18 protein-coding genes and 1 tRNA gene are annotated in these 21,753 nt (G+C 73.2%); 8 read left to right on the top strand and 11 right to left on the bottom strand.

Features of this window, described 5'->3' with window-relative positions:
- Positions 1-71 precede the first annotated feature (71 nt).
- Both ACQEUU_RS35415 and ACQEUU_RS35410 read left to right on the top strand, forming a co-directional pair.
- On the top strand, positions 72-1,835 hold the full coding sequence (locus ACQEUU_RS35415) for a 2-isopropylmalate synthase (protein ID WP_433074644.1): 1,764 nt from the start codon (positions 72-74) through the stop codon (positions 1,833-1,835).
- A 150-nt stretch (positions 1,836-1,985) separates the two neighbouring features.
- On the top strand, positions 1,986-4,766 hold the full coding sequence (locus tag ACQEUU_RS35410; protein WP_433074642.1) for a helix-turn-helix transcriptional regulator: 2,781 nt from the start codon (positions 1,986-1,988) through the stop codon (positions 4,764-4,766).
- A gap of 42 nt (positions 4,767-4,808) precedes the next feature.
- On the opposite strand, the gene ACQEUU_RS35405 is transcribed toward ACQEUU_RS35410, so the two are convergent.
- The gene (locus ACQEUU_RS35405; RefSeq protein WP_433074639.1) at positions 4,809-6,263 is read right to left on the bottom strand and encodes an acyl-CoA carboxylase subunit beta; all 1,455 of its coding nucleotides are present in this window, start codon (positions 6,261-6,263) and stop codon (positions 4,809-4,811) included.
- 192 nt (positions 6,264-6,455) lie between these two features.
- Here ACQEUU_RS35405 and ACQEUU_RS35400 point away from each other — a divergent pair, with 192 nt between their 5' ends.
- Positions 6,456-9,662: a GH92 family glycosyl hydrolase gene (locus ACQEUU_RS35400; RefSeq protein WP_433074636.1), complete on the top strand. Its 3,207-nt coding sequence runs from the start codon at positions 6,456-6,458 to the stop codon at positions 9,660-9,662.
- A gap of 4 nt (positions 9,663-9,666) precedes the next feature.
- Here the strand turns inward: ACQEUU_RS35400 and ACQEUU_RS35395 are convergent, their stop codons facing one another.
- The 7 genes from ACQEUU_RS35395 to ACQEUU_RS35365 all read right to left on the bottom strand — a co-directional run bounded on the left by ACQEUU_RS35395 (position 9,667) and on the right by ACQEUU_RS35365 (position 14,498).
- Positions 9,667-10,575 (bottom strand): SMP-30/gluconolactonase/LRE family protein, encoded by a 909-nt coding sequence (locus ACQEUU_RS35395; RefSeq protein ID WP_433074633.1) that lies wholly within the window; start codon positions 10,573-10,575, stop codon positions 9,667-9,669.
- An 86-nt stretch (positions 10,576-10,661) separates the two neighbouring features.
- Positions 10,662-10,734: transfer RNA gene (locus ACQEUU_RS35390), tRNA-Ala, on the bottom strand.
- A gap of 77 nt (positions 10,735-10,811) precedes the next feature.
- Positions 10,812-11,639, bottom strand: a complete 828-nt coding sequence (locus tag ACQEUU_RS35385; protein ID WP_433074630.1) for a metal-dependent hydrolase — start codon at positions 11,637-11,639, stop codon at positions 10,812-10,814.
- Positions 11,640-11,644: 5 nt separating this feature from the next.
- Positions 11,645-12,865 carry a CynX/NimT family MFS transporter gene (locus tag ACQEUU_RS35380; protein WP_433074627.1) on the bottom strand — a complete coding sequence of 407 codons (1,221 nt, stop codon included), beginning with the start codon at positions 12,863-12,865 and terminating at the stop codon, positions 11,645-11,647.
- Between the two features lie 178 nt (positions 12,866-13,043).
- Positions 13,044-13,721 carry an SRPBCC family protein gene (locus tag ACQEUU_RS35375; protein ID WP_433074624.1) on the bottom strand — a complete coding sequence of 226 codons (678 nt, stop codon included), beginning with the start codon at positions 13,719-13,721 and terminating at the stop codon, positions 13,044-13,046.
- A gap of 31 nt (positions 13,722-13,752) precedes the next feature.
- Positions 13,753-14,136 carry a hypothetical protein gene (locus ACQEUU_RS35370; RefSeq protein ID WP_433074621.1) on the bottom strand — a complete coding sequence of 128 codons (384 nt, stop codon included), beginning with the start codon at positions 14,134-14,136 and terminating at the stop codon, positions 13,753-13,755.
- Positions 14,133-14,498 (bottom strand): hypothetical protein, encoded by a 366-nt coding sequence (locus tag ACQEUU_RS35365; protein ID WP_433074618.1) that lies wholly within the window; start codon positions 14,496-14,498, stop codon positions 14,133-14,135. Before ACQEUU_RS35365 ends, ACQEUU_RS35370 begins: the two co-directional genes overlap by 4 nt.
- Before the next feature lie 73 nt (positions 14,499-14,571).
- On the opposite strand from ACQEUU_RS35365, the gene ACQEUU_RS35360 reads away from it, so the two are divergent.
- Positions 14,572-15,066, top strand: coding sequence for a DUF523 domain-containing protein (locus ACQEUU_RS35360; RefSeq protein WP_433074616.1), 495 nt, complete (start codon positions 14,572-14,574; stop codon positions 15,064-15,066).
- 68 nt (positions 15,067-15,134) lie between these two features.
- On the opposite strand, the gene ACQEUU_RS35355 is transcribed toward ACQEUU_RS35360, so the two are convergent.
- Complete coding sequence (locus tag ACQEUU_RS35355) at positions 15,135-16,685, bottom strand: M28 family metallopeptidase (RefSeq protein ID WP_433074613.1); 1,551 nt, start codon at positions 16,683-16,685, stop codon at positions 15,135-15,137.
- 204 nt (positions 16,686-16,889) lie between these two features.
- Between ACQEUU_RS35355 and nhaA the strand changes: the two genes are divergently transcribed.
- Together nhaA and ACQEUU_RS35345 are read left to right on the top strand one after the other, a co-directional pair.
- Positions 16,890-18,713, top strand: coding sequence for a Na+/H+ antiporter NhaA (gene nhaA / locus ACQEUU_RS35350; protein ID WP_433074610.1), 1,824 nt, complete (start codon positions 16,890-16,892; stop codon positions 18,711-18,713).
- A 17-nt stretch (positions 18,714-18,730) separates the two neighbouring features.
- Positions 18,731-19,117, top strand: a complete 387-nt coding sequence (locus ACQEUU_RS35345; protein ID WP_433074607.1) for a hypothetical protein — start codon at positions 18,731-18,733, stop codon at positions 19,115-19,117.
- Here the strand turns inward: ACQEUU_RS35345 and ACQEUU_RS35340 are convergent.
- Positions 19,093-19,881 (bottom strand): SDR family oxidoreductase, encoded by a 789-nt coding sequence (locus tag ACQEUU_RS35340; protein ID WP_433074604.1) that lies wholly within the window; start codon positions 19,879-19,881, stop codon positions 19,093-19,095. The two genes, ACQEUU_RS35345 and ACQEUU_RS35340, sit on opposite strands and share 25 nt — an antisense overlap.
- A gap of 76 nt (positions 19,882-19,957) precedes the next feature.
- Here ACQEUU_RS35340 and ACQEUU_RS35335 point away from each other — a divergent pair, with 76 nt between their 5' ends.
- Positions 19,958-20,272, top strand: a complete 315-nt coding sequence (locus ACQEUU_RS35335; RefSeq protein WP_433074601.1) for a hypothetical protein — start codon at positions 19,958-19,960, stop codon at positions 20,270-20,272.
- Here the strand turns inward: ACQEUU_RS35335 and ACQEUU_RS35330 are convergent.
- Entirely contained in the window at positions 20,269-20,721 is a 453-nt protein-coding gene (locus ACQEUU_RS35330; RefSeq protein ID WP_433074599.1) for a hypothetical protein, read from the bottom strand. The two genes, ACQEUU_RS35335 and ACQEUU_RS35330, sit on opposite strands and share 4 nt — an antisense overlap.
- Positions 20,722-20,765: 44 nt before the next feature.
- Here ACQEUU_RS35330 and ACQEUU_RS35325 point away from each other — a divergent pair, with 44 nt between their 5' ends.
- Positions 20,766-21,752, top strand: a complete 987-nt coding sequence (locus ACQEUU_RS35325) for a helix-turn-helix transcriptional regulator (protein ID WP_433074596.1) — start codon at positions 20,766-20,768, stop codon at positions 21,750-21,752.
- Position 21,753: the final 1 nt, after the last annotated feature.

Raw genomic sequence — 21,753 nt, 5'->3', positions numbered from 1 at the left:
ACCCTCGACGGCCGGCGATCCATCCCCGTCGCATATTCCAGAACAGGACGTCATCAGGAAGGAAATTCGCCATGAAGGGTGCCGAACGCTATACCGGATTCGTCCCTCTCGACCTGCCTGACCGGACCTGGCCCAGCAAGCGCATCCGTTCGGCCCCCCGGTGGCTCTCCACCGACCTGCGGGACGGCAACCAGTCCCTGGCCCGTCCGATGACCCCCGAGCGCAAGCTGATGATGTTCGACCTTCTGGTCACCATGGGTTACAAGGAGATCGAGGTCGGCTTCCCGGTGGCCAGCCGCGACGACCACGACTTCGTACGGCTGCTCATCGAGCGCGACCTCATCCCCGACGACGTGCGGATCACCGTGCTGACCCAGGCGCGCGAGGAGCTGATCCGGGACACCGTGGACTGCCTGAAGGGCGCGCCGCGGGCGATGGTCCACATCTACAACGCCACCTCCCCGCTGTTCCGGCGCCTGGTCTTCGGCCTCGGCCGCGACGGCTGCCGCGACCTCGCGGTCCGCGGCACCCAGGTGCTGGTGGAGCATGCCGAGCGCGTCCTGGGCGACTGCGACCTGGGCTACCAGTACTCCCCCGAGCTGTTCAACGAGACCGAGCCCGAGTTCTCCCTGGAGGTGTGCGAGGCCGTCATGGACGTCTGGCAGCCGGAGGCGGGCCGGGGCATCATCCTCAACTTCCCGACCACGGTCGAGCGCTCGCTGCCCAACGTCTTCGCCGACCAGATCGAGTGGCTGGACCGGAACCTGTCCCGCCGCGAACACGTGTGCCTGTCGGTGCACCCGCACAACGACCGGGGCACCGGCGTGGCCTCGGCGGAGCTGGCCCTGCTGGCCGGCGCCGAGCGGATCGAGGGCTGCCTGTTCGGCAACGGCGAGCGCGCCGGCAACGTCTGCCTGGTCACGCTGGCCATGAACCTGTTCTCGCACGGCATCGACCCCGGCATCGACCTCTCCGACATCAACGCCGTGCGCCGCACGGTCGAGCAGTGCACCCGGCTGCCGGTGCACCCCCGCCACCCCTACGGCGGCGACCTCGTCTACACCGCCTTCTCCGGCTCGCACCAGGACGCCATCAAGAAGGGCTTCGACGAACGGGAGCGACGGGCCGCCGACCTCGGCGTCGACCCGGCCGAGCTGCCGTGGCGCGTGCCGTACCTGCCCGTGGACCCCAAGGACGTGGGCCGCACCTACGAGGCGGTGGTCCGGGTCAACAGCCAGTCGGGCAAGGGCGGCGTGGCGTACGTGATGAGCGCCTGGCACGGGCTCAACCTGCCGCGCGGCCTCCAGATCGACCTGGCCGCCCGGGTGCAGGCGCGGACCGAGGCGCTGGAGGGCGAGCTGTCCCCGGGCCGGATCGGCGCGATGTTCCGCGAGGAGTACCTGTACCAGGGCGACCCGGCCGCGCCGCTGGCGATCGGCAGGACGCCGCTCCCGGCCACGCTCCACGTCGACGGCGGCGTGGAGATGAGCGGGCCGCGCGCCGACGCCGTGCGCGGGCTGGGCGCGGCGCTCGCCCCGTGGGGCGTGCGGCTCCGCGCGGTCCACCGCACGGCGCCGCCGCTGGAGGAGGAGCTGACCGCGGAGCTGCCGCTCTTCGACGGGCGCGAGGACGGGGACGTCGTGGTCTACGCCGAGTGCGGCGGGGGCGCGGCCGTGGCGTGGGGCGCGGGTGTGGGCGCGGACGTGACGAGCGCGGCGCTCGCGGCGGTACGCGCGGCGGGCCGCCGGCTGGCCAGGGCCGACCGGCCGCCCCAGCCGCCTGAGCGTCCCCGCCCCGTCGTCGGACGTCCCCACCTGGTCGCCGCCGGCGACTGAGCGCAGAGGAGCAGGCCGTGTCACAGATCAGGACCAGACGCCCGCGTCCACGGCCCACCGCCCGGGACGCGCTCGACCTGCGGACGCCATCCGGCCGCAAGCTGCCCTACTGAGTCCCGGCCTCCCGCCGGGACGAGAGAGAGGAAGATCATGGCTCCGGACGACGCGCGGCAGGACACGGCCCTGCTGATGGATCTGCTGCGGGAGGCGACGGCGGGCAGGGGCCGGATCGCGCTGGTGACGGGTGCCGTCGCCACCGGCAAGAGCGAGCTGCTGCACGACTTCGCCGACCGGGCGCTCGACCAGGGCGCGCTCCCGCTCTCCGCGACGGGCTCCCGCGCGGAGCGCGACCTGCCGTTCGGCGTGCTCTCCCAGCTCGCCCAGAACGCCCCCACCGACGAGCACCGCGCCGCCACGCTGGACCTGCTGCGCGAGGGCGCCCGCACGCCCTCGCCGGGCGCGGAGTCCTTCGAGCCGGTGAACGCGCGGCTCGTGGACGCGCTCTGCGCGGTGCTGCGGGAGCTGTCGGAGCGCCGCCCGCTCGTCATCGCCGTGGACGACGTCCACCACGCCGACCACGCCTCGCAGCTCTGCCTGTCCTACCTCGCGCGACGGGTGAAGTACGCCCGGATCATGCTGGTCCTCAGCGCCCCGGACCACTGCGCCCACCCCCAGGACGTTCTGCGCACGGAGGTGCAGCGGCAGCCGCACTGCCGGCAGGTCAGACTGGCGCACCTGTCGGCCGAGGGCGTGGCCGCGCGCGTCCGGGAGCGGGCGGGCGGGCAGGCCGCCGGCTTCTTCGCCACCCGGTGTCACGAGCTGAGCGGCGGCAACCGGTTGCTGGCGGACGCGGCGCTGGAGGACCTCGGAGCCACCGGCGAACCCGGTGAGCGGTACGCGGACGCGGTGCTGGCCTGTCTCCAGCGCGCCGACCCCGGCCTGCTTCCGATGGCGCGCGCGCTGGCCGTGATGGGCGAGCCCGGCGCCGCCGGCCGGCTGCTCGGCCAGGGTGAGGCCGCCACGGCCAGGGCCGTGCGGGCGCTGACCGGGGCCGGCCTGCTCGCCGGCGGCCGCTTCCGGCATCAGGTCGCCGCGTCCGCCGTGCTGGCCGGGCTGGACGGCGGCGAACTGGCCGCGCTGCACCGCCGGGCCGCCGAGCTGACCTACCTGGAGAGCGCGCCCGCCGCCGTCGTGGCCGGCCACCTCCTGCGCACCGGCCGCGCGGGCGACCCGTGGGCGCTGTCGGTGCTGGAGGAGGCCGCCAAGCAGGCGCTGCGCGACGACGGCGTGGAGTCGGCGATCGAGTACCTCACGCTGGCCTGGCAGGAGTGCCGCGACGAGCGGCGCAGGGCGCGTATCGCCACCACGCTGGTCCGGGCCAAGTGGCGGATCGATCCCGGCACCCCGCCGGGGCATCTGGCCGAGCTGACCGAGCTGACCGAGGCGCTGCGCCACGGCCACCTGGGCGACGGCGACGCCGTCGTGCTCGCCAGGGCGCTGCTGTGGCACGGCCACGCCGCCGAGGCCAGGGACGTGCTGAGCCGCCTGGGCGGCCGGGAGGAGCTGGACCGGGAGGCGGTGGTGGAGCTGGAGGCGGCCCGCGCCTGGTTGCGCAGCAGCTGGCCCGCCTTCCTGCCGCACCTGCCGGAGCCCATGCCCGAGCAGGCGAGCGCCGTCGCCCGTTCCCTCGGCGGCGACCGCCGGCTGGAGTCCGCCGACGCGCTGGCCTCGACGCTGCGCGAGGGCCCGCAGGAGGAGCTGGTGACCGCGGCCGAGCGCATCCTGCGCGGCTCCCGGCTGGACGAGATGTCCATGGACACGGTCGAGTGCGCGCTGCTGACCCTGATCTACAGCGACCGGGCCGACCGGGCGGTGACGTGGTGCGACGCCTTCGTCGCGGAGGCCGCCGACCGGCATGCCCCCAGCCGCCAGGCCAGGCTGTCGGCGATCCGCGCGGAGATCGCGCTGCGCCGGGGGGACCTGGCGGCGGCGGCCCGCGACGCCCAGCGGGCCCTGGAGCTCATCTCGCCGGAGAGCTGGGGGGTGGCGATCGGCGCGCCGCTGGGCATCCTGCTGACCGCCGGAGCCGCGATGGGCCGTCACCCGGACTATCTGCCGCAGGCCGCCCTCCCGGTGCCGGAGGCGATGCTGGAGACCCGGTTCGCCGCCCAGTACCTCTACGGCAAGGGGCGCTTCGCGCTCATGTCGGGCCAGCCCCGGCGGGCGCTGCGCGACCTTCGGATGTGCGGCGAGCTCACCGGGGCCTGGGGGCTGGACGTGCCCGAGTTCGTCCCGTGGCGGCTCGACGCGGCCGAGGCGCTGATCCGGCTCGGCGAGGCCGAGGAGGCGCGCGGGCTGATCGAGGCCCAGCTCGCCGGGTGCGGCGAGCGGTCCAAGCGCGTGCACGGGATGGCGCTGCGCCTGCTCGCCGCCGCGGGCGAGGTGCGGCACCGCGTGATGCTCCTGCGCCGCGCCGCCGACCTGCTGCAGGCGGGCGGCGACCGGTACGAGCACGCCAGGGCGCTGGTCGACCTGACCGAGGCGTACCACGCGATCGGCGAGCACCGCAGGGCCGGGATGCTGGGTGGCCGGGCCGGCGCGCTGGCGCGGGAATGTCACGCGGACTCCCTGCTCCGCTCGCCGTCACGGGGCGCGATCGCCGTCACCTCCTCCGCCCGGCACCACGGCCGCGTCAGCCACGGGCACGGCGCGGACGGGACGCGGAACGGGACGCCGGAAGCCGCGGCGACGCTCAGCGAGGCCGAGCACCGGGTGGCCGCGCTGGCGGCGGAGGGCTACTCCAACCGGGAGATCTCCGGCAAGCTCTTCATCACCGTGAGCACGGTGGAGCAGCACCTGACGCGGATCTACCGCAAGCTCGACGTCTCCCGGCGGCGTGACCTGCCCGCCGGGCTCTCCGGCGGGTCGTAGGGGCGTCGCCGGCGCCCGTTCGCGGGTGGTCGCGGCAGGCGTTCACAGCGGGATGTTGGAGTGGCGCCCGCGGGCCGGCGCGGCCCGGTCCAGCACCTGGGCCAGCCGCAGCCGCGTGGTCTCGGGGGCGATCACCTCGTCCACCACGCCGAGGGCCATCGCCCGCGCCACGCCGCCGGCGGTCCTGCGCTGCTCCTCGGCCAGCCGGGTGCGCAGGGCCTCGCGCTCGTCGTCGGGGGCCGCGGCCAGTGCCTTGCGGTGCAGCACGCCGACGGCGCTCTCCGCGCCCATGACGGCCACCTCGGCGTCCGGCCAGGCGAAGGTCGCGGTGGCGCCGAGCGAGCGGGAGTTCATCGCGATGTACGCCCCGCCGTAGGCCTTGCGGGTGATCAGCGTGACGCGCGGCACCACGGACTCGGCGAAGGCGTGCAGGAGCTTGGCCCCGCGCCGCACGACGCCGCCCCACTCCTGGCCCACGCCCGGCAGGAAGCCCGGGACGTCGACCAGCACGATCAGCGGAACTCCCAGGGAGTCACACATGCGGACGAAGCGCGCGCTCTTCTCCGCCGACAGCGAGTCCAGGCAGCCGCCCTTGCGGATGGGGTTGTTCGCCAGCACCCCGACCGGCCGGCCGCCGAGCCTGCCGAGCCCGACCAGCACGTTGGCCGCCCAGCGGGGCTGCAGCTCCTCGAAGTCCGGGCCGCCGTCCGGGCCGCCGTCCACGAGGGCGTGCACGAGCGGCCGCACGTCGTACGCCCGGCGCGGCGAGTCGGGCAGCAGCGCGCGCAGATCTCTCGGCTCGCGCAGCGCGGCCGTGTCGAACCGGCCCCGCCCGCCGCCCAGCAGCCCGGCGAGGCGGCGGGCGCGGAAACAGGCGTCGTCCTCGTCCCTGGCCGGCACGTGCGCGACCCCGGACCTGGGGCCGTGCGCCTCGGGACCGCCGAGCGCCGCCATGTCGATCTTCTCGCCCGTGACGCTGCGCACGATGTCGGGACCGGTCACGAAGACCCGCCCGGAGTCCGCCATGACGACCACGTCCGTCAGGGCCGGGCCGTACGCGGCGGCGCCGGCGGCCGGGCCCAGCACGACCGAGATCTGCGCGACCACGCCCGAGGCCCTGGTCATCGCGGCGAACATGCGGCCCACGCCGTCCATCGACTCGACGCCGTCGGCGAGCCTGGCGCCGCCGGAGTGCCACAGCCCGATCACCGGGCAGCCCTCGGCCACCGCGGTGTCGGTGGCGGTCACGATGTGCCGCGCCCCGGCCGCGCCGAGCGCGCCGCCCATCCTCCTGGCGTCCGTGCAGAAGGCGATGACGGGCCTGCCGTCCACCCGCCCCCGCACCGCGGTGACGCCGCTGTCGTCGTCGGGGTGGAGCACGGCGGGCGTGCCCGGATCCAGCAGTCTCCCCAGCCTGGCCGACGGATCACGCGGATCGTCGGCGGGCAGCGCGCGGCTCGCCCTCGGCTCGTCCGTCATCGTGGGCAAGACGGTCATCCTGATCCCCTGCGCTCGGCGGTCGCCGCGGATCCCGGCCCGCGGCACCTCGAATGTGCCAACGCGGGCGGTGACGGCCAACCCCTATTCACACCTCGCGGATGGCAACTTGTGCGCGCCGTTTTCGCTCGTTGACCTGGGAGGAGGCGAGCAGTTTCGTTAGCACGACCTCACCCTCGAAAGGTGTGCGCCATGTCGTTATGGTCGTTACCGTTAGTCACCACGCTGCTGGCCGCGACGATGCTCCCGGCCGGGACCACCCCTGCCGAAGACCCCGGAGCCGCCGCGCCACGATCTCCGGCCGCCCTGGTCAACGTCTTCCACGGCACGAAGGAGGCGGCGGCCGACTTCGGCCACGGCGGAGGCGGGGGCATGACGTTCCCCGGCGCCGTCCTGCCCTTCGGGATGATGCAGTGGAGCCCCGACACCGTGGAGGACGCGGGCGGCGGTTACCGCTGGGAGGACGACCGGTTGCGGGGCTTCTCCATGACCCACATCTCCGGGCCGGGCTGCACCGGCGCCCAGGACTTCCCCGTGATGCCCTTCTCCGGCCGGATCGGCCGCTCCCCCGCGACGCACGGGATGGACTACGTCCAGGGCTTCCAGCACGCCAACGAGACCGCCTCACCCGGCTACTACGGAGTCACCCTCGACACCGGCGTCAAGACCGAGCTGTCGGTCAGCACGCGCGCGGGCGTCGGCCGCTTCACCTTCCCCAAGGACAAGCCGGCCACCCTGCTGCTGAACACCAGCGGCTCGATCAACGGCGTCGACGACGGCGAGACCCGCATCACCGGCGACACCGTCGAGGGGTGGGTGCTGACCGGCGGGTTCTGCGGCCCGCCGACGCGGTACAAGGTCTACTTCCACGCCACCTTCGACCGGCCGGTCACCGGCTTCGGCACCTGGAAGGACGACCAGGTGCTGCCCGGCGCGCGGACCGTCGCCAACGCCTCCAAGAGCAAGGTGAAGGGCCACGTCGTCACCTCCGACGACGTGGTGGTGAACGGCCCCGGTTCGGGGGCGTACCTGGAGTTCGACCCCGCGACGCCGGTGCAGATGCGCGTCGGTCTGTCGTACGTGAGCGTCGAGGGCGCCAGGAACAACCTGCGCGCGGAGATCGGCGCCAAGAACCTGGAGCAGGTGGCGAGCGAGGCCGACGCCGTCTGGAACGAGCGCCTCGGCCAGGTGTCCGTCACCGGCGGGAGCGAGGCCCAGCGGCGCACCTTCTACAGCAACCTCTACCACGCGCTGCTCCAGCCGTACGTCTTCGACGACGTGGACGGCACGTACGTCGGCTTCGACCACGAGCCGCGCAAGGTGAGCCCGGGGCACCACCACTACGCGACCTTCTCCGGCTGGGACGTCTACCGCAGCGAGGTGCAGCTGCTGGCCCTGCTCGCGCCGGACGTGGCGAGCGACATCGCGCGGTCGATGTACCGCAACGCGCAGGACCTCGGCAACGTGTGGGACCGCTGGTCGCACCAGAACGCGGTCACCGGGGTCATGGTGGGCGACCCGTACCACGTGATCCTGTCCACCATGTACGCGTTCGGCGCGCGTGACTTCGACGCCGCCGGGGCGTTGAAGGCGATGGCCGCCGCCGCCCGGCGCGTGGGCCCCATGGACATCGGCCACCCGCTGCTGGACTACGACGAGCGGCCGGGCAACGCCGCCTACATGGCCAAGGGGTACAAGCCGTCGGACCCGGCCTCGACCCTGGAGTACGGCATCGCGGACTTCGGCATCGCGCAGCTCGCCTCGCGGCTCGGCGACCAGGGCACGCGAGCCGAGTTCATGAAGCGGGCGCAGGCGTGGCAGCACCTCTTCAACCCGGCCGGCGGCTGGGTCCAGCCCCGGCTGGGCGACGGCTCGTTCACCGCGCCGTTCGACCCGGGCGCGGCGGACGTCTACATGGAGGGCAACGGGGCGCAGTACCACTGGCTGGTGCCGCACAACCCGCAGGGCCTGTTCACCGCGATGGGCGGCGCGGACGCGGCCGTCGCCCGGCTGGACAAGTACTTCACCGAGCTGAACGCCGGCCCCCACCGGCCGTACGCCTATCTCGGCAACGAGGTGGCGCTGCAGTCGCCGTGGCTGTACGCGTGGGCGGGGCAGCCGTACAAGACGCAGGAAGTGGTACGGCGGACGCAGAAGGAGCTGTTCGGCCCCGGCCCTGACGGGCTCGTCGGCAACGACGACCTCGGCACGATGGGCGCCTGGTACGTGTGGTCGGCGATGGGGCTGTTCCCGGCGATCCCCGGCCGCGCGGAGCTGCTGGTCAACACCCCGCTGTTCGACAAGATCACGATCAGGCGCCCAGGTGGCGACATCGTCGTCAACGCGCCCGGCGCCGGGGCCGGCTACATCAGGGCGCTGCGGGTGAACGGCGCCGCGACCTCGCGGGCGTGGCTGCCCGAGTCGTTCGCGACCCGGGGCGGGCGGCTGGACTTCACGGTCGGGTCGTCGCCGAACCGGGCGTTCGGCGCGAACCCCGCGGACGCGCCGCCGTCGTTCGGCGAGGGCGCCGAGCCGTACCTGCTGGGGCTCAACCCGGGCACCGGGCCGGTGGAGCCAGGCGGCGCCTTCCAGGCCGACCTCACCGTGCGCTCCACGGGCGGCGCGGCCACGGTCGCGTGGCGGGCCGACCCGCCGGCCGGGATCACGGTCACGCCGTCGAGCGGAACCGTGTCCGTGCCGGCCAGGGGCGCCGTGACCCGCAAGGTGACGATCACCGTGGCCGCGGGCGTGCCCCTCGGCTTCCACACCGTGCCGATCACGGCGGGCCGGGCCACCGGCGGCGTGCGGCTGAACGTGGCCGCGCGCGGCACGCCGGCGTGGCACCACAACAACGCCGGCATCGGCGACGCCGCGGAACCGGACGAGGCCAACATCGACGGGCCGGGGTTCAGCTACTCGGCGCAGGCCCTGGCCGACGCCGGGATCGAGCCGGGCGGCACCGTCTCCTGGAAGGGCTTCTCCTTCACCTGGCCGGACCGCAGGCCGGGCGAGTGGGACAACGTGCGGCCGGGCACCGGGCCGATCGAGGTGGCCGCGCCCGCCGGGGCGAGCAGGCTGGCGTTCCTCGGCGCGGGCGTCAACGGCTGGCCGGAGTCCAAGGTGACGGTCACCTACACCGACGGTTCGACCAGCACCGGCACGCTGGGGCTCAGCGAGTGGATCCTGGATTTCGGCGGCGAGCCGCCCGCTTTCGGCAACGAGGTGGTCGCCTCCACGCCGATGCGGCTCTACTGGGGCTCGTGGCCCTTCCAGCCCATCGGCGCCCACGTGTTCGCGGCCCGGCCGATCGCCCTGGACCCGGCCAAGAAGGTGGCGAGCCTGACGTTCGCCCCGGCGGAGGACGGCGAGCTGCACCTGTTCGCCTGGGCCTTCCAGTGACGGGTCAGGAGGCCCAGACGGGGCGGGCGCCGCGGATGCTCAGCAGCACCGAGTACAGCGACGTGGTCGCGGTGATGAAGACCCGGTTCCGCTTGGGCCCGCCGAAGACCAGGTTGGAGACGCTCTCCGGCAGGTTGAGCCTGCCGAGGAGGGTCCCGTCGGGGTCGTAGCAGTGCACCGAGGACCCGACGGCCGCCCACACGCGGCCGTCGGAGTCCAGGCGCAGGCCGTCGAAGCCGCCGTCGCCCTCGTGCTCGGCGAACACCCGGCCGCCCGCCAGGGTGCCGTCGTCGCGGACGTCGAAGACCCGCAGGTGGCGTTCCTGCGTGTCGGCGATGAAGATCTGGCTCTCGTCCAGGGAGAAGGCCAGGCCGTTGGGCCGGGCGAAGTCGCCGGCGACCATCGCGGTCTCGCCGGTGACCGGGTCGATGCGGTAGACGTGGCAGCCGTCGATCTCCTGCTCGGCCCGGTGTCCCTCGTAGTCGCCCAGGATGCCGTACGGCGGGTCGGTGAACCAGATCGAGCCGTCGGAGCGGACCACCACGTCGTTCGGGCTGTTGAGCCGCCTGCCCCGCCAGCTGTCGGACAGGGTGGTGACCGAGCCGTCGTGTTCGGTCCTGGTCACCCGGCGGGCGCCGTGCTCGCAGGAGATGAGCCGGCCCTCGCGGTCGAGGGTGTTGCCGTTGACGTAGCCGGACGGCTGGCGGAACGGAGCCACCGCGCCCGTCTGCTCGTCCCAGCGCAGCAGCCGGTCGTTGGGGATGTCGCTCCACACCAGGAAGCGGCCCGCGGGGAAGTAGACCGGCCCCTCCGCCCAGCGGGTCCCCCGGTACAGGCGTTCGACGTACCTGTCACCGCCGACGGTCGCGATGCGCTTGTCGAACGCCTCGAACTCCACAGGGATGAGATCCACGGCGACAGCCTCCCTCGGGGGACGGAAGGCTCCTTTCATACCAAGACCCCTGCCGGTGACGACAGGGGTCAGGTGACGAAAAAAGGTGGAGCTATGGGGATTCGAACCCCAGACCTCTTCCATGCCATGGAAGCGCGCTACCAACTGCGCCATAGCCCCTTGCGGATGCGTCGCCAAGTGTATCCGACTTTCCGCCCACCCGTGTCACCACGCGCCTCACCCGAAGCGCCGCCCGGTCAGGCCGGGGTGACGGTGGTGCGCATGGTCAGCGCCTGCTCCCCGGCCTCCAGGGTGACCGTGATCTCGCCCAGCTCCCCCGTACGCCGCACGTGCGTGCCGCCGCACGGGATCGACGCCTCGCCCTCGGGCAGGGCGCAGTGCCAGGTGCGGCGGGCGGTGAGCTCCGGCCCCGGCACGTCGAGCCGGACGGGGGCGTCGGCCGACACCCATGCCTTCAGCCGCTCGGTGACCTCGCGCGCCGTCTCTGCGAGGTCGAGCCCGTCGGCGGTGAACCCCTTCTTGCGCAGCGACTTGCCCAGCCGGTACTCGTCGAGGCTCCCGTACGGGACGATCCTGGAGCGGGTGATGGCGCTCTGGTCGAAGTCGGGGTTGCCGAGCCGGTCGCGCGCCGGCTCCTTGCGCCAGCGGCCGGCCAGGGTGGCGTTGAGCGCCAGCGCGGCCAGGTGGCAGGCGGTGTGACCGGCCGACAGGGCGGCCCGGTGACCGGCGTCGATCTCCAGCGCGACCTCGGCGCCCACGTCCAGCGGGGTCTCGGTGACGTGGACGACCAGCCAGTCCCAGCCGTCGGCGCCGCGCCGCACGGGGATGCCGGCGCCCAGGAGCACCTCGCCGCCGGGCTCGCGGGCGCCGGTCACGCAGTCGAGCACCGGCAGCCCGCCGATGACGCCGCGATCGGCGGGCTGGTCGGGCCAGGTGTGGTCCAGGGGATGGAACGGAGTCTCGGCGACGACGAGGCCGTGCCGCTCCCCCACCGGAACGGCCCCGACGATCTCTGAACGGCCACTGACATGACCGTAAGGGAAGGTGACAACTGTCGAGTTCACAGACGTCATCCTGGCAGAGACACGCGCCGCTCGTCCTCCACATAGCGGTCGCGGCCCGCGTACAGGCCCGTGAACAGCTGCACGGCCAGCACGACGAAGATCAGCAGGTACGGGAGCGTCCAGCCGCCGCTCACCTGGCGCAGCACGCCGACGAGCAGCGGCCCGGCGCCGGCGATGAGGTATCCGGCGCTCTGCCCGAAGGCCGACAGGGCCGCGGTCGTCTCCGCCGTACGGGTGCGCACGGCGAGCATGGTGAGCGCCAGCGGGAACGACCCCATGCCGATCGCCACGAGCACCACCCAGACGGGCGCGGTGGACGCGGGGGCCAGCCACAGCCCGAGGAACCCCACCGTGTAGGCGATCACCAGGCCGGCCACCACCGGCCGCTGGTCGCGGAAGCGGGCGGCGACGGCGGGGACGAGGAGGGAGACGGGGATGTTCAGCGCGGTGAAGGCGCCGAGGATCACGCCCGCCTGGCTCGTCGAGTATCCGCCGTCGGTGAGGATGGCGGCCAGCCAGCCGAACATGATGTAGGCGATCATCGACTGGGTGCCGAAGTAGACGGCGATCGCCCAGGCCAGCCTGCTCCGTGCCATCCGGCGCAGGCCGGAGCCCGGCCGGCCGTGGTCCCGTTCCGGCTCGCTGCGCAGGAGCGCGAGCCACGGAAGGGCGGAGACGGCGGCCAGCGCCGCCCACACCCCGAGCGCCACGTGCCAGTCCCCCGAGGCCTGCTCGATCGGCACGGTGGCCGCGGCCGCGAGCATGGTGCCGACGGCCAGCGAGGTGGTGTAGACGGTGGTCATGGTCCCGGTACGGGCCGGGAAGTGACGCTTGATCAGCGTCGGGATGAGCACGTTCCCGACCGCGCCGCCCGACAGCGCGACGGCGCTGCTCAGCAGGAACACCGGCGCGGAGTCGACCAGGACCCGCACCAGCATGCCCGCGCCCAGCGTGACCAGGGAGAGCAGGAGCAGCCGGTGCTCGCCGACGCGCCGGGCCAGCGTGGGCGTGATCGCGCCGACGGTGGCGAAGGCCAGCACGGGAAGCGTGGTGAGCAGGCCGGTGCCGATGCTCGACATGCCGAGCGAGGCGGACAGCTGGTCCAGCAGCGGGCCGACGCTGCTGACGGCGGTGCGCAGGTTCAGCGCGGCCAGGACGATCCCCAGCACGAGGAGCCAGGCGAGAGGACTGGTTCTGGTCCGTTCCTCCGGGGTGAGCACACTCATGCCGCGCGAATTCCTCCACTCATCAAGTCATAGGATGAATGGTTAGCTTAACAGCAACACGAGCGACATCTATTCCACACATCCCAGTGAACACACCAAATGCTCAGTTGTCTGACGTAACCACCCCAGACAACGCAAAAACCCCCGAAAGTTCGGGGGTTTTGCGGAGATGCCGGGGTTACAGAACCGGTCGGGGGCCCTGCGGGGGCTCGTCCCGGGGCGGGACGGGACCGGGGGGAGGAAGCGTGCCGGCGTCGCCGGGGAGGCCGGTGTCGCCGCCGACGGTGCCGGGGGGCATCGTACGGTCGCCGCCGACGGTGCCGGGGGGCATCGTACGGTCGCCGCCGACCGTGCCCGGAGGCACCGGATGGTCGTCGCCGCCGAGCCCGGAGCCGTGCTGATGGGGGCCGGGGACGTCGCCGCGCCAGGCGCCGGTCTCGCCGCCGCGCGACTCGATGAACTTCTTGAAGCGCTCCATGTCGCCCTTGACGCGCGTCTGGACGATGTTGAGCCAGTCGCCGACCTTCTCGGCGAAGCCCTCGGGCTCGTACTCCATCTGGAGGGTCACCCTGGTGGTCTCCGGGGTGAGCCGATGGAAGGTGACGACGCCCGCCTGGTGCGGCCGTTCGACCGACCGCCAGGCGATGCGCTCGTCGGGGTGCTGCTCGGTGACCTCGGCGTCGAACTCCCGCTTGACCCCGGCGATCTCGGTGATCCAGTGGGTGCGCGTGTCCGTGATCTGCTTGACGGACTCGACGCCTTCCATGAACTCGGGGAAGCTCTCGAACTGGGTCCACTGGTTGTACGCGGCCCTGATCGGAGCGTTGACCTCTACAGCGTGCTCGATCGTACTCATGGAACACCGTGCTGCCCGCGAGATAGCGCCGCTAACGTCGGCGCCACAGCCAATAGAGGCCCACGAGGGGAAGCACCAGCGGGATGAACAGGTAACCCTTGCCGTATCCGGACCATACGGTTTCGTCGGGGAAGGCGGCCGGCCAGAGCAGGCTGGCGGTGCCGATGACGAGCACCCCGGCCAGTTCGATGAAGAGCGAGACCAGCGCGAGCCGGCGGGCGCCGCGCACGAGCGCGACCGTGAGCAGCGCGTAGACCAGCGCGGCGAACGCCGACAGCGCGTAGGCCAGCGGCGCCTCGGCGAACCTGGTGGCGATCTGCACGGCGGCGCGGGCGCCGGCGGCCAGCGCGAACACCCCGTAGAGGGCGATCAGCGCCCGGCCGGGGCCGGAGCCGAGGCCGGCCTCACCGGTCACGCGACGCCCTGCCAGACCTGCAGCAGCCGCCCGGTCATCACCGCGATCGCGAAGCCCGCCACGACCAGGATGGCCGGGCCCCAGCGGCTGCGCTCGGCGAGCGCGAGGAACACCCCGGCGGGCGGGATGAGCACCTGGCCGGCGAGATAGCCGTAGATCGTGGCCGTCTCGTCCGCGGGCCCCTCGCCGCCGGCCATCGCGGCGATCATGAACCCCGCCTGGACCAGCACCGCCACTTCGAGCAGGACGAACCCGGACAGCAGGATCACGCCCATCGGGCGGTCGCGGATGGCGGTGATCAGGCTCGCCAGCGCCAGCAGGAGCGCGCCGACGATGACGATCGTGGCAACGGTGGTGTTCATCGCTGCACAGGCTATCGCCCGCCCTGGCCGGCCTCGATTCCGTCCCGTACCCGGCGACCATAGGATCGAGGGCATGGAGAGGATCCTGGTCAGCGCGTGTCTGATGGGCCGGCGGGTCCGCTACGACGGCGGGGCCAAGACCAGTTCCGACCAGCGGCTGGCGGCCTGGCGGCGCGAGGGGCGGCTGGTCGCGTTCTGCCCCGAGGTGCAGGGCGGGCTGCCCGTGCCCCGGCCGGCCGCCGAGATCGAGGGCGGCGCGGGCGGGGCGGCCGTGCTGGACGGGCGGGCCCGCGTGGTGACCGCCGACGGCCGCGACGTGACCGCCGAGTTCCTGGCGGGGGCGCGGGCCGCGCTGGCGGCGGCCCGGTCGGCCGGGGCCCGGCTGGCGGTGCTGAAGGAGGGCAGCCCGTCGTGCGGCTCCCTGACCGTCTACGACGGCGCCTTCACCGGCCGCCGCGCCCCGGGCCGTGGCGTGACCACGGCGCTGCTGGAGCGCCACGGCGTCCGGGTGTTCGGCGAGGACCGCGTCGAGGAGGCCGCCGCCTACCTGGACTCGCTGGAAGGCTGACGCGCCCACCCGCGGCGCCGCGACCTGACGGGGAAGCGGCGCCGGACGCCGCTCCCCCGTCCCGCGGGTCAGCGGGTGATGGCGTGGTGGTGCCCGGCGCCCGCCTCGCCGTGCGCCCGGAGCGGGGCCCCCGCGCGGGCGGCCGTGGCGCCCGGCAGGCTCCGGTCGTAGGCGTACGTCACCGCCGAGTGCACGATCGCGCCGGTGTTGACCAGCAGCGCCTCGGTGCTGACGTTGGCGATCGTGTCGCAGTCCCGGTGGTAGCACGGGTCGTAGGCGACGCCCGCCGTGCCGCCGTACTGCCGGGCCTCCTCCTCGGTCTTCACGCCCTCGGCGCCGGTGAACAGGCCGCCCGACGGGATGCCGGCAGCGATGAACGGCCCGTAGTCGGAGCGGCCGTCGAAGTCGGTGCCGCCGTGCGGCAGCCGCAGCGTGTCGAAGTACCGCTCGAAGGTGGCCTCGATCTCGTCGGAGCCGGGCGGGCCCGCGGGCTCGCCGGTCGCGTCGGAGTCGTCGCCGTCGTAGATCTTGTAGGCGTAGTTCGGCGAGCCGATCATGTCGAAGTTCAGGTACATCTTGATCTTCGCGAGCTCCGCGGGAGCCAGGTTCGCCACGTAGTGCTCGGAGCCGATCAGGTTCAGCTCCTCGGCGCCCCACCAGGCGAAGCGCAGCTTGTTGACCGTCGGCAGCTTGGCCACGAGCAGGGCGGTCTCCAGGATGCCCGCGCTGCCGGTGCCGTTGTCGTTGATGCCGGGCCCGGCGGTGACGCTGTCGAGGTGCGCGCCGAACATGACGACCTTGCCCGGGTCGCCGGACCGGGAGTCGGCGATCACGTTCGAGGTGGTGCGGATCTCGCTCTCGGTGTCGGTGGCCAGGCGCACCACGGTGGTCGCGGCGGCCAGGTCCGCGCCGACCTCGAAGCTCGCGCCGACCACCGGGATGGTCACCGTCGGCTCGCCGAGCGTGCCCTGCACGGTGGCGGTGCGGCCCTCCTGGCCCTCGTTGAAGATGATCACGCCTACGGCTCCCGCCGCCTGGGCGTTCTCCGCCTTGACCCGGAAGTCGCAGCCGCCGCGCTGGATCAGCGCGATGTTGCCGGGCGTGAAGCCGGCGAAGTCCGCCGCCTCGCAGCCCGAGGTCGAGCCAGGGGCGGCGGGCGGCGGGAGCAGCAGGTCCACGTTCTGCAGGGTCGCGGTCACGTCCCCGGCGCCGGAGTACGTCATGGTCGCGAACTCGCCGACCGAGCTGCCGTCCGGCGGCGGGGCGTAGGTGCGCGGGTTCGGCGAGATCCGCGCCATCGTGGCCGTCGAGTTCTCGATGAAGAACGGGAACTCGAACGACTGGATGGTCACCTTGTATCCGGCCTTGCGCAGCTTGTCCGCCACGTAGTCGCGCGAGGCGTCGTACCCGGGCGTGCCGGAGGCGCGGGTGCCGCCGTTGGCGTCGGCGATCCGCTGGAACGCCTCCAGGTGGCGGACGACCGGCTGGGCCTTGACCGACCCGGCCAGGCGCCTCGGATCGGGGTCCGCCTGTGCCGGGGCGACCAGGGTGAGAGGAAGGGCGAGGGCCGCTGCCAGGGTGCCGGCTCGGGCCACGCCCTTGGGGAGGTGGAAGCGCATTCGGCTCCTCCGCAAGGAATCTGGTTGGGACTGTTTCCCCTGATTCAAGTTGCTGTGGCACGTTAACCAGAGCAAGCCACCCTGAGAAGGCCCAGATATCCGCTGTCGGTCCGCCGCGTCGTCCTTGGCCTGTTCGAGGCGGCCCTTCGCAGTCCGGGCACCTGCGCGGGAATCATAAGATCGTGCGGAGGGGGTGAGCCCACCGTGCTCAGGGCGATTTTCAAGACCGAGGCGGGCAGCACCACGTTGCTGCTCGCCGCCACCGTCCTGGCCATGCTGTGGGCCAACTCGCCGTGGGGCGACACCTACGAGGCGTTCTGGCACATCCCGGTCGGGCTGACGTTCGGCGACGCCACGTTCTCGCTCGACCTGCGCCACTGGGTGAACGACGGGCTGATGGCGATCTTCTTCTTCGTCATCGGCCTGGAGATCTCCTACGAGATGCGCCTCGGGCAGCTGCGCGACCGCCGGCTGATCGCCGTGCCCGCCCTCGCGGCGCTCGGCGGGCTGATCGTCCCCGCCGGCATCTACCTGATGCTCAACGCGGGCGGCCCCGGCGCCGTCGGCTGGGGCGTGCCGATCGCCACCGACACCGCGTTCGTGCTGGGGCTGCTCGCCGTGGTGGGGGCGCGCTGCCCGGACCCGCTGCGGGCCTTCCTGCTCACGCTGGCGATCGTCGACGACGTCCTCGCCATCATGATCATCGCGATCTTCTACACGGCGAGCCTCTCGGTCCCCGCGCTGGTCACCGCCGCCGGGCTGCTCGCCGCGATCATGCTGCTGCGCTGGCTGCGGATCTGGCGCGCGCCCGCGTACATCGTGCTCGGCTTCGCGCTCTGGGTGGCGACCCTGGAGAGCGGCGTGCACCCGACGCTGGTCGGGATCGCGCTCGGCGTGCTGGTGTTCGTCTACGCGCCCAGCGACCAGAAGCTCCTGCGGGCGGGCGAGGCGGTGCAGGAGCTGGCGTACGCGCCCAACCCGCGGGCCGCCGTGGAGGCGACGCGGCTGGTGCGCATGTCGGTCTCCGTCAACGAGCGGCTGCAGCTGCGGCTCCATCCGTGGAGCAGTTACGTGATCGTGCCGATCTTCGCGCTGGCCAACGCCGGGATCCGGCTGGACAGCGAGACGCTGAGCGCCGCGATGACCTCGCCCATCTCCATCGGGGTGGCACTGGGACTGGTCGCCGGCAAGCTGCTGGGGATCACCCTCGGCACCTGGCTGCCGCTCCGGCTCAACTGGGGCGTCCTGCCGGGCAACCTGGTGTGGGGCCAGGTGCTGGGCGGCGCGGCGGTGTCCGGCATCGGGTTCACCGTCTCGCTGTTCATCGTGGAGCTGGCCTTCGACGACCCGCTCCTGATCAGCGAGGCCAAGATCGGCATTCTCGCCGGCTCGATCACGTCGGCGCTGCTCGGCTGGATCATCTTCAAGCTGGCGTGGAACCGCGGCGGCGTCTGCGCCCCGCCCGGCGCCCCGGCCGAGCCGGAGGAGGACCTGCCGGAGCTGCTCAGCACCCCGGTCGGCCCGGACGACCACGTGCGCGGCCCGGCCGACGCGGCCGTCACCGTCGTCGAGTACGGCGACTTCGAGTGCCCCTACTGCGGGCGGCTCCACCCGATCCTGGAGGAGCTGCGGCGGCGCCATCCCGACGTGCGGTTCGTGTTCCGTCACTTCCCGCTGCGCCAGATGCATCCGCGCGCCATGCCCGCCGCGCTGGTGGCCGAGGCGGCGGCCCGCGACGGCCGGTTCTGGGAGATGCACGACCTGCTCTACTCGAACCGGCAGGCCCTCGGCGACGAGGATCTCGCGCGTTACGCCGCCGAGCTGGAGGTCGACCTGTCGGCCCCGATCGCCCCCCGCGCCGCCAGGATCGAGCGCGACGAGCGTTCAGGCTTGGAGAGCGGTGTACGGGGCACTCCCACTCTGTTCATCAACGGCGTACGTTACCGGGGCAGACTGGACCTGGATCCGATCATCGAAGCGGTGCGGCGAGCCCGCCCCCCGGCCACCCCTCAGCGCCGGACCCCCTGAGGAACGGAGATCGCGGCTTGGACCCCTCCTGGAACCTCCTCAACATCGCTCTCGCCGTCACGCTGTGCGCGGTTCCCGTGGTCGGCATCGCGCTCACGGCCATGGGCCGGCGCGTCCACGGCCGCGCCGCGACGCTCGGCCTGCTCGGCTGCGTCGCCCTCCTGTTGCAGGGGCTGCTGCAACTCGGCCAGGCGCTGTTCCTCAACGTGATCGTGCAGAGCCTCGGCCTGCCCGGGGCGGCCGGCGTCATGGCGGTGCTGACGCTGCTGTCGTTCGTGCTGACGCTGACCGGCCTCAGCCTGCTGATCTGGGCCGTGGTCGCCCACCGCCCCGGGATGGCCCGGCAGCCCGCCGCGCCCGCCTGGCAGCAGCCGCACCCCTATCGGGGAGACCCTTCGTCCTGACCCGCCAGATAGTCCTGCCAGGTGATCTCCCCTGCGGGCCTGGCGGACGTGGTCAGGTGCCCAGCCCGGAAGGCCCGCCCCAGCCTGCCCGGCACGCGCATCCGCAGCAGCGGCCGGCGCGAGCGCCGGGAGTCCAGCCACAGCCGGGCCGCCTCCGCCATGGTCAGCACCTCCGGCCCGCCGTACTCCTCGACCTCACCTGACGGCCCCCGCCGGATCAGCGACGCCAGGTGCCCGGCCACGTCCCGCACGTCCACCGGCTGGGCGGGAATCCCCGGGTCGGCCACCACCGCGCCCAGGCGGGCCATCCCGGCGAGGATCTCCGCCGCGAACTCGTGGAACTGCGTCACCCGCAGCGTCGTCCACGGCACCCCGCCGTCCCGGACGAGCCGCTCGGCCGCCAGCTTGGTCCGGTAGTAGCCCCACGGCACCCGGTCCGCGCCCACGATCGAGAGGTAGATCAGCTGCCCGGTCCCCGTCGCGCGGGCCCCCGCCAGCAGCGCGCCGGTCCCGTCCAGCTCCACCCGGCGCGTGTAGCGGCCCCGGTAGGGCGCCGACGCCAGGTGGACGATCGCGTCCGCGCCGGCCACCGCCTCGGCCACGCCCCGCCCCGTGGCCAGGTCCGCGACGGCCCACCGCACCCCGCCGGCGTCCGCCCTGCGGGTACGGCTGAGCGCCCGTACCTCGTATCCCTCGGCCGCCAGCCGGGCCGTCACCGCCCGGCCGAGCCGTCCGCTCGCTCCCGTAACCACTACTGATGTCATGGCGAACGGACGGGACAAAGCCGCCGAATGTGACAATCTTGGAGAGACTTCCCATCGCCGTTGGTTCGAGGGACCCATGAACCCAGATCAGCCCGGCCGCCCCGACCACGACAGAACGATCAGGCATCGCCGGGACGCCCCCGCCCCGCCGCCGCGACGCCGCGACACGCCACCGGACCCGGGGAACGCGACCCCGTCCGGGAAGACCGCGCCGTCCCAGGACAGCGACCGGACGCAACGCCTGGACTACACGCCCGACCTGCTGCCGGACGTCTCGTACGAGCCCAGCCGGGCGGCCAGGCCGGGCTGGCGGTGGCTGTACGTGGTGGGCGGGCTCCTGCTGCTGGTGGTGGCGGTGGCCGTGGCGGTGCTGCTCACGGCGAGCTCCTAGGCCCGGGTGAAGTCCATCGTCCAGTTGGTCTCCCAGGTCCGCTCGCCGTCGACGGAGAACGCCTGCTCCCACCGGCACGCGTCCGCACCGAGCACGGTCCACAGGAACCGGCAGCGCACCGGCGTCCCTTCGTGCGCGTCGTCGGCGTAGAACTCGCCCCGGTCCCCGTCGAAGCCGCCCACCATCGGAGGCAGGCCGAGCGTGCCGGTGCGGCTGTCGGCCCAGTAGATGGACCACAGCCGCGTGGCCGGGTCGTACACGCGCACCGTCAGCCCGCTGAAGCCGCGGGTCGGGAAGCTGATCTCGTCGACGTTCGCGCCGCCGCCGAAGTGGCGGGTGCAGACCGACCTGCCGGGGAACTCGTCCCAGTCGTCGCTGCCGGCCAGCCGCTTGACGAGACGGCGGTTGGCCACGTCCCAGGTGCCGATGAGGAAGTCGAAGTCGTTCATGCGCCGACCGTACGGGCGGGTCACTGACATGTAGTGTCAGTGACGTGCGCGCCTCCCGCCTCGTCTCGATCCTGCTGCTCCTGCAGACCCGGGGCCGGATGACGGCCAAAGAGCTGGCCGACCGGCTGGAGGTGTCGGTCCGTACGATCTACCGCGACGTGGAGTCGCTGCACGCCGCGGGCATCCCGCTCTACGGCGACGCCGGCCCGAGCGGCGGCTACCGCCTGCTCGACGGCTACCGCACCAGGCTGACCGGGCTGACCGCCGACGAGGCCGAGTCGCTGTTCCTGGCCGGGCTGCCGGGCCCGGCGGCCGAGCTGGGGCTGGGCGCGGTGGTTGCGGCCGCCCAGCTCAAGCTGATGGCGGCGCTGCCGGTGGAGCTGCGCGACCGGGCCGGCCGGATCCAGGAGCGGTTCCTGCTCGACGCCCCGGCCTGGTACCGGGACTCCGAGCCGCTCACCCACCTGCCGGCGGTGGCCGAGGCGGTGTGGAACGAGCACCCGCTGCAGGTCCGCTACCGCCGCTGGCGGGCGCCACGGGAGGTGGAGCGCCGCCTGGAGCCGTACGGGCTGGTGGTCAAGGCCGGGCGCTGGTACCTGGTGGCCCGCTGCGGCGCGGACGTGCGCACGTACCGGGTGTCGCAGATCCTGGAGCTGCATCCGCTGCCGGGCCGGATCGCCCGGCCTGAGGGCTTCGACCTGGCCGCTCACTGGCGGGACTACCTGGCGGAGTTCGAGGCCCGGCTGCGGTGGGGCGAGGCGGTGGTCCGGCTGTCGCCCGCCGGTCTGGAACGCCTGCGCGACCTGATGACCCCCGGCGTGGTGGCGGCGGCGAAGCAGACGGCCGGACCGCCCGACGAGGAGGGCTGGACCACGGTGACGCTGCCCATCGAGTCGATCGGGCACGCGGTTCCCGAGTTCCTCCGGCTGGGCGCGGACGCCGAGGTGCTCTCTCCCGCGGAGCTGCGCGAGCGGGTCGCCGCCACCGCCGAGCTGGTCGTCCGCCGCTATCGCGGTGGGACCGCCGGGTGAC

The organism is Nonomuraea sp. CA-218870 (genome assembly GCF_050936535.1).
GTDB lineage: Bacteria > Actinomycetota > Actinomycetes > Streptosporangiales > Streptosporangiaceae > Nonomuraea > Nonomuraea corallina.
This window is presented reverse-complemented; position numbering and strand designations above follow the sequence as displayed.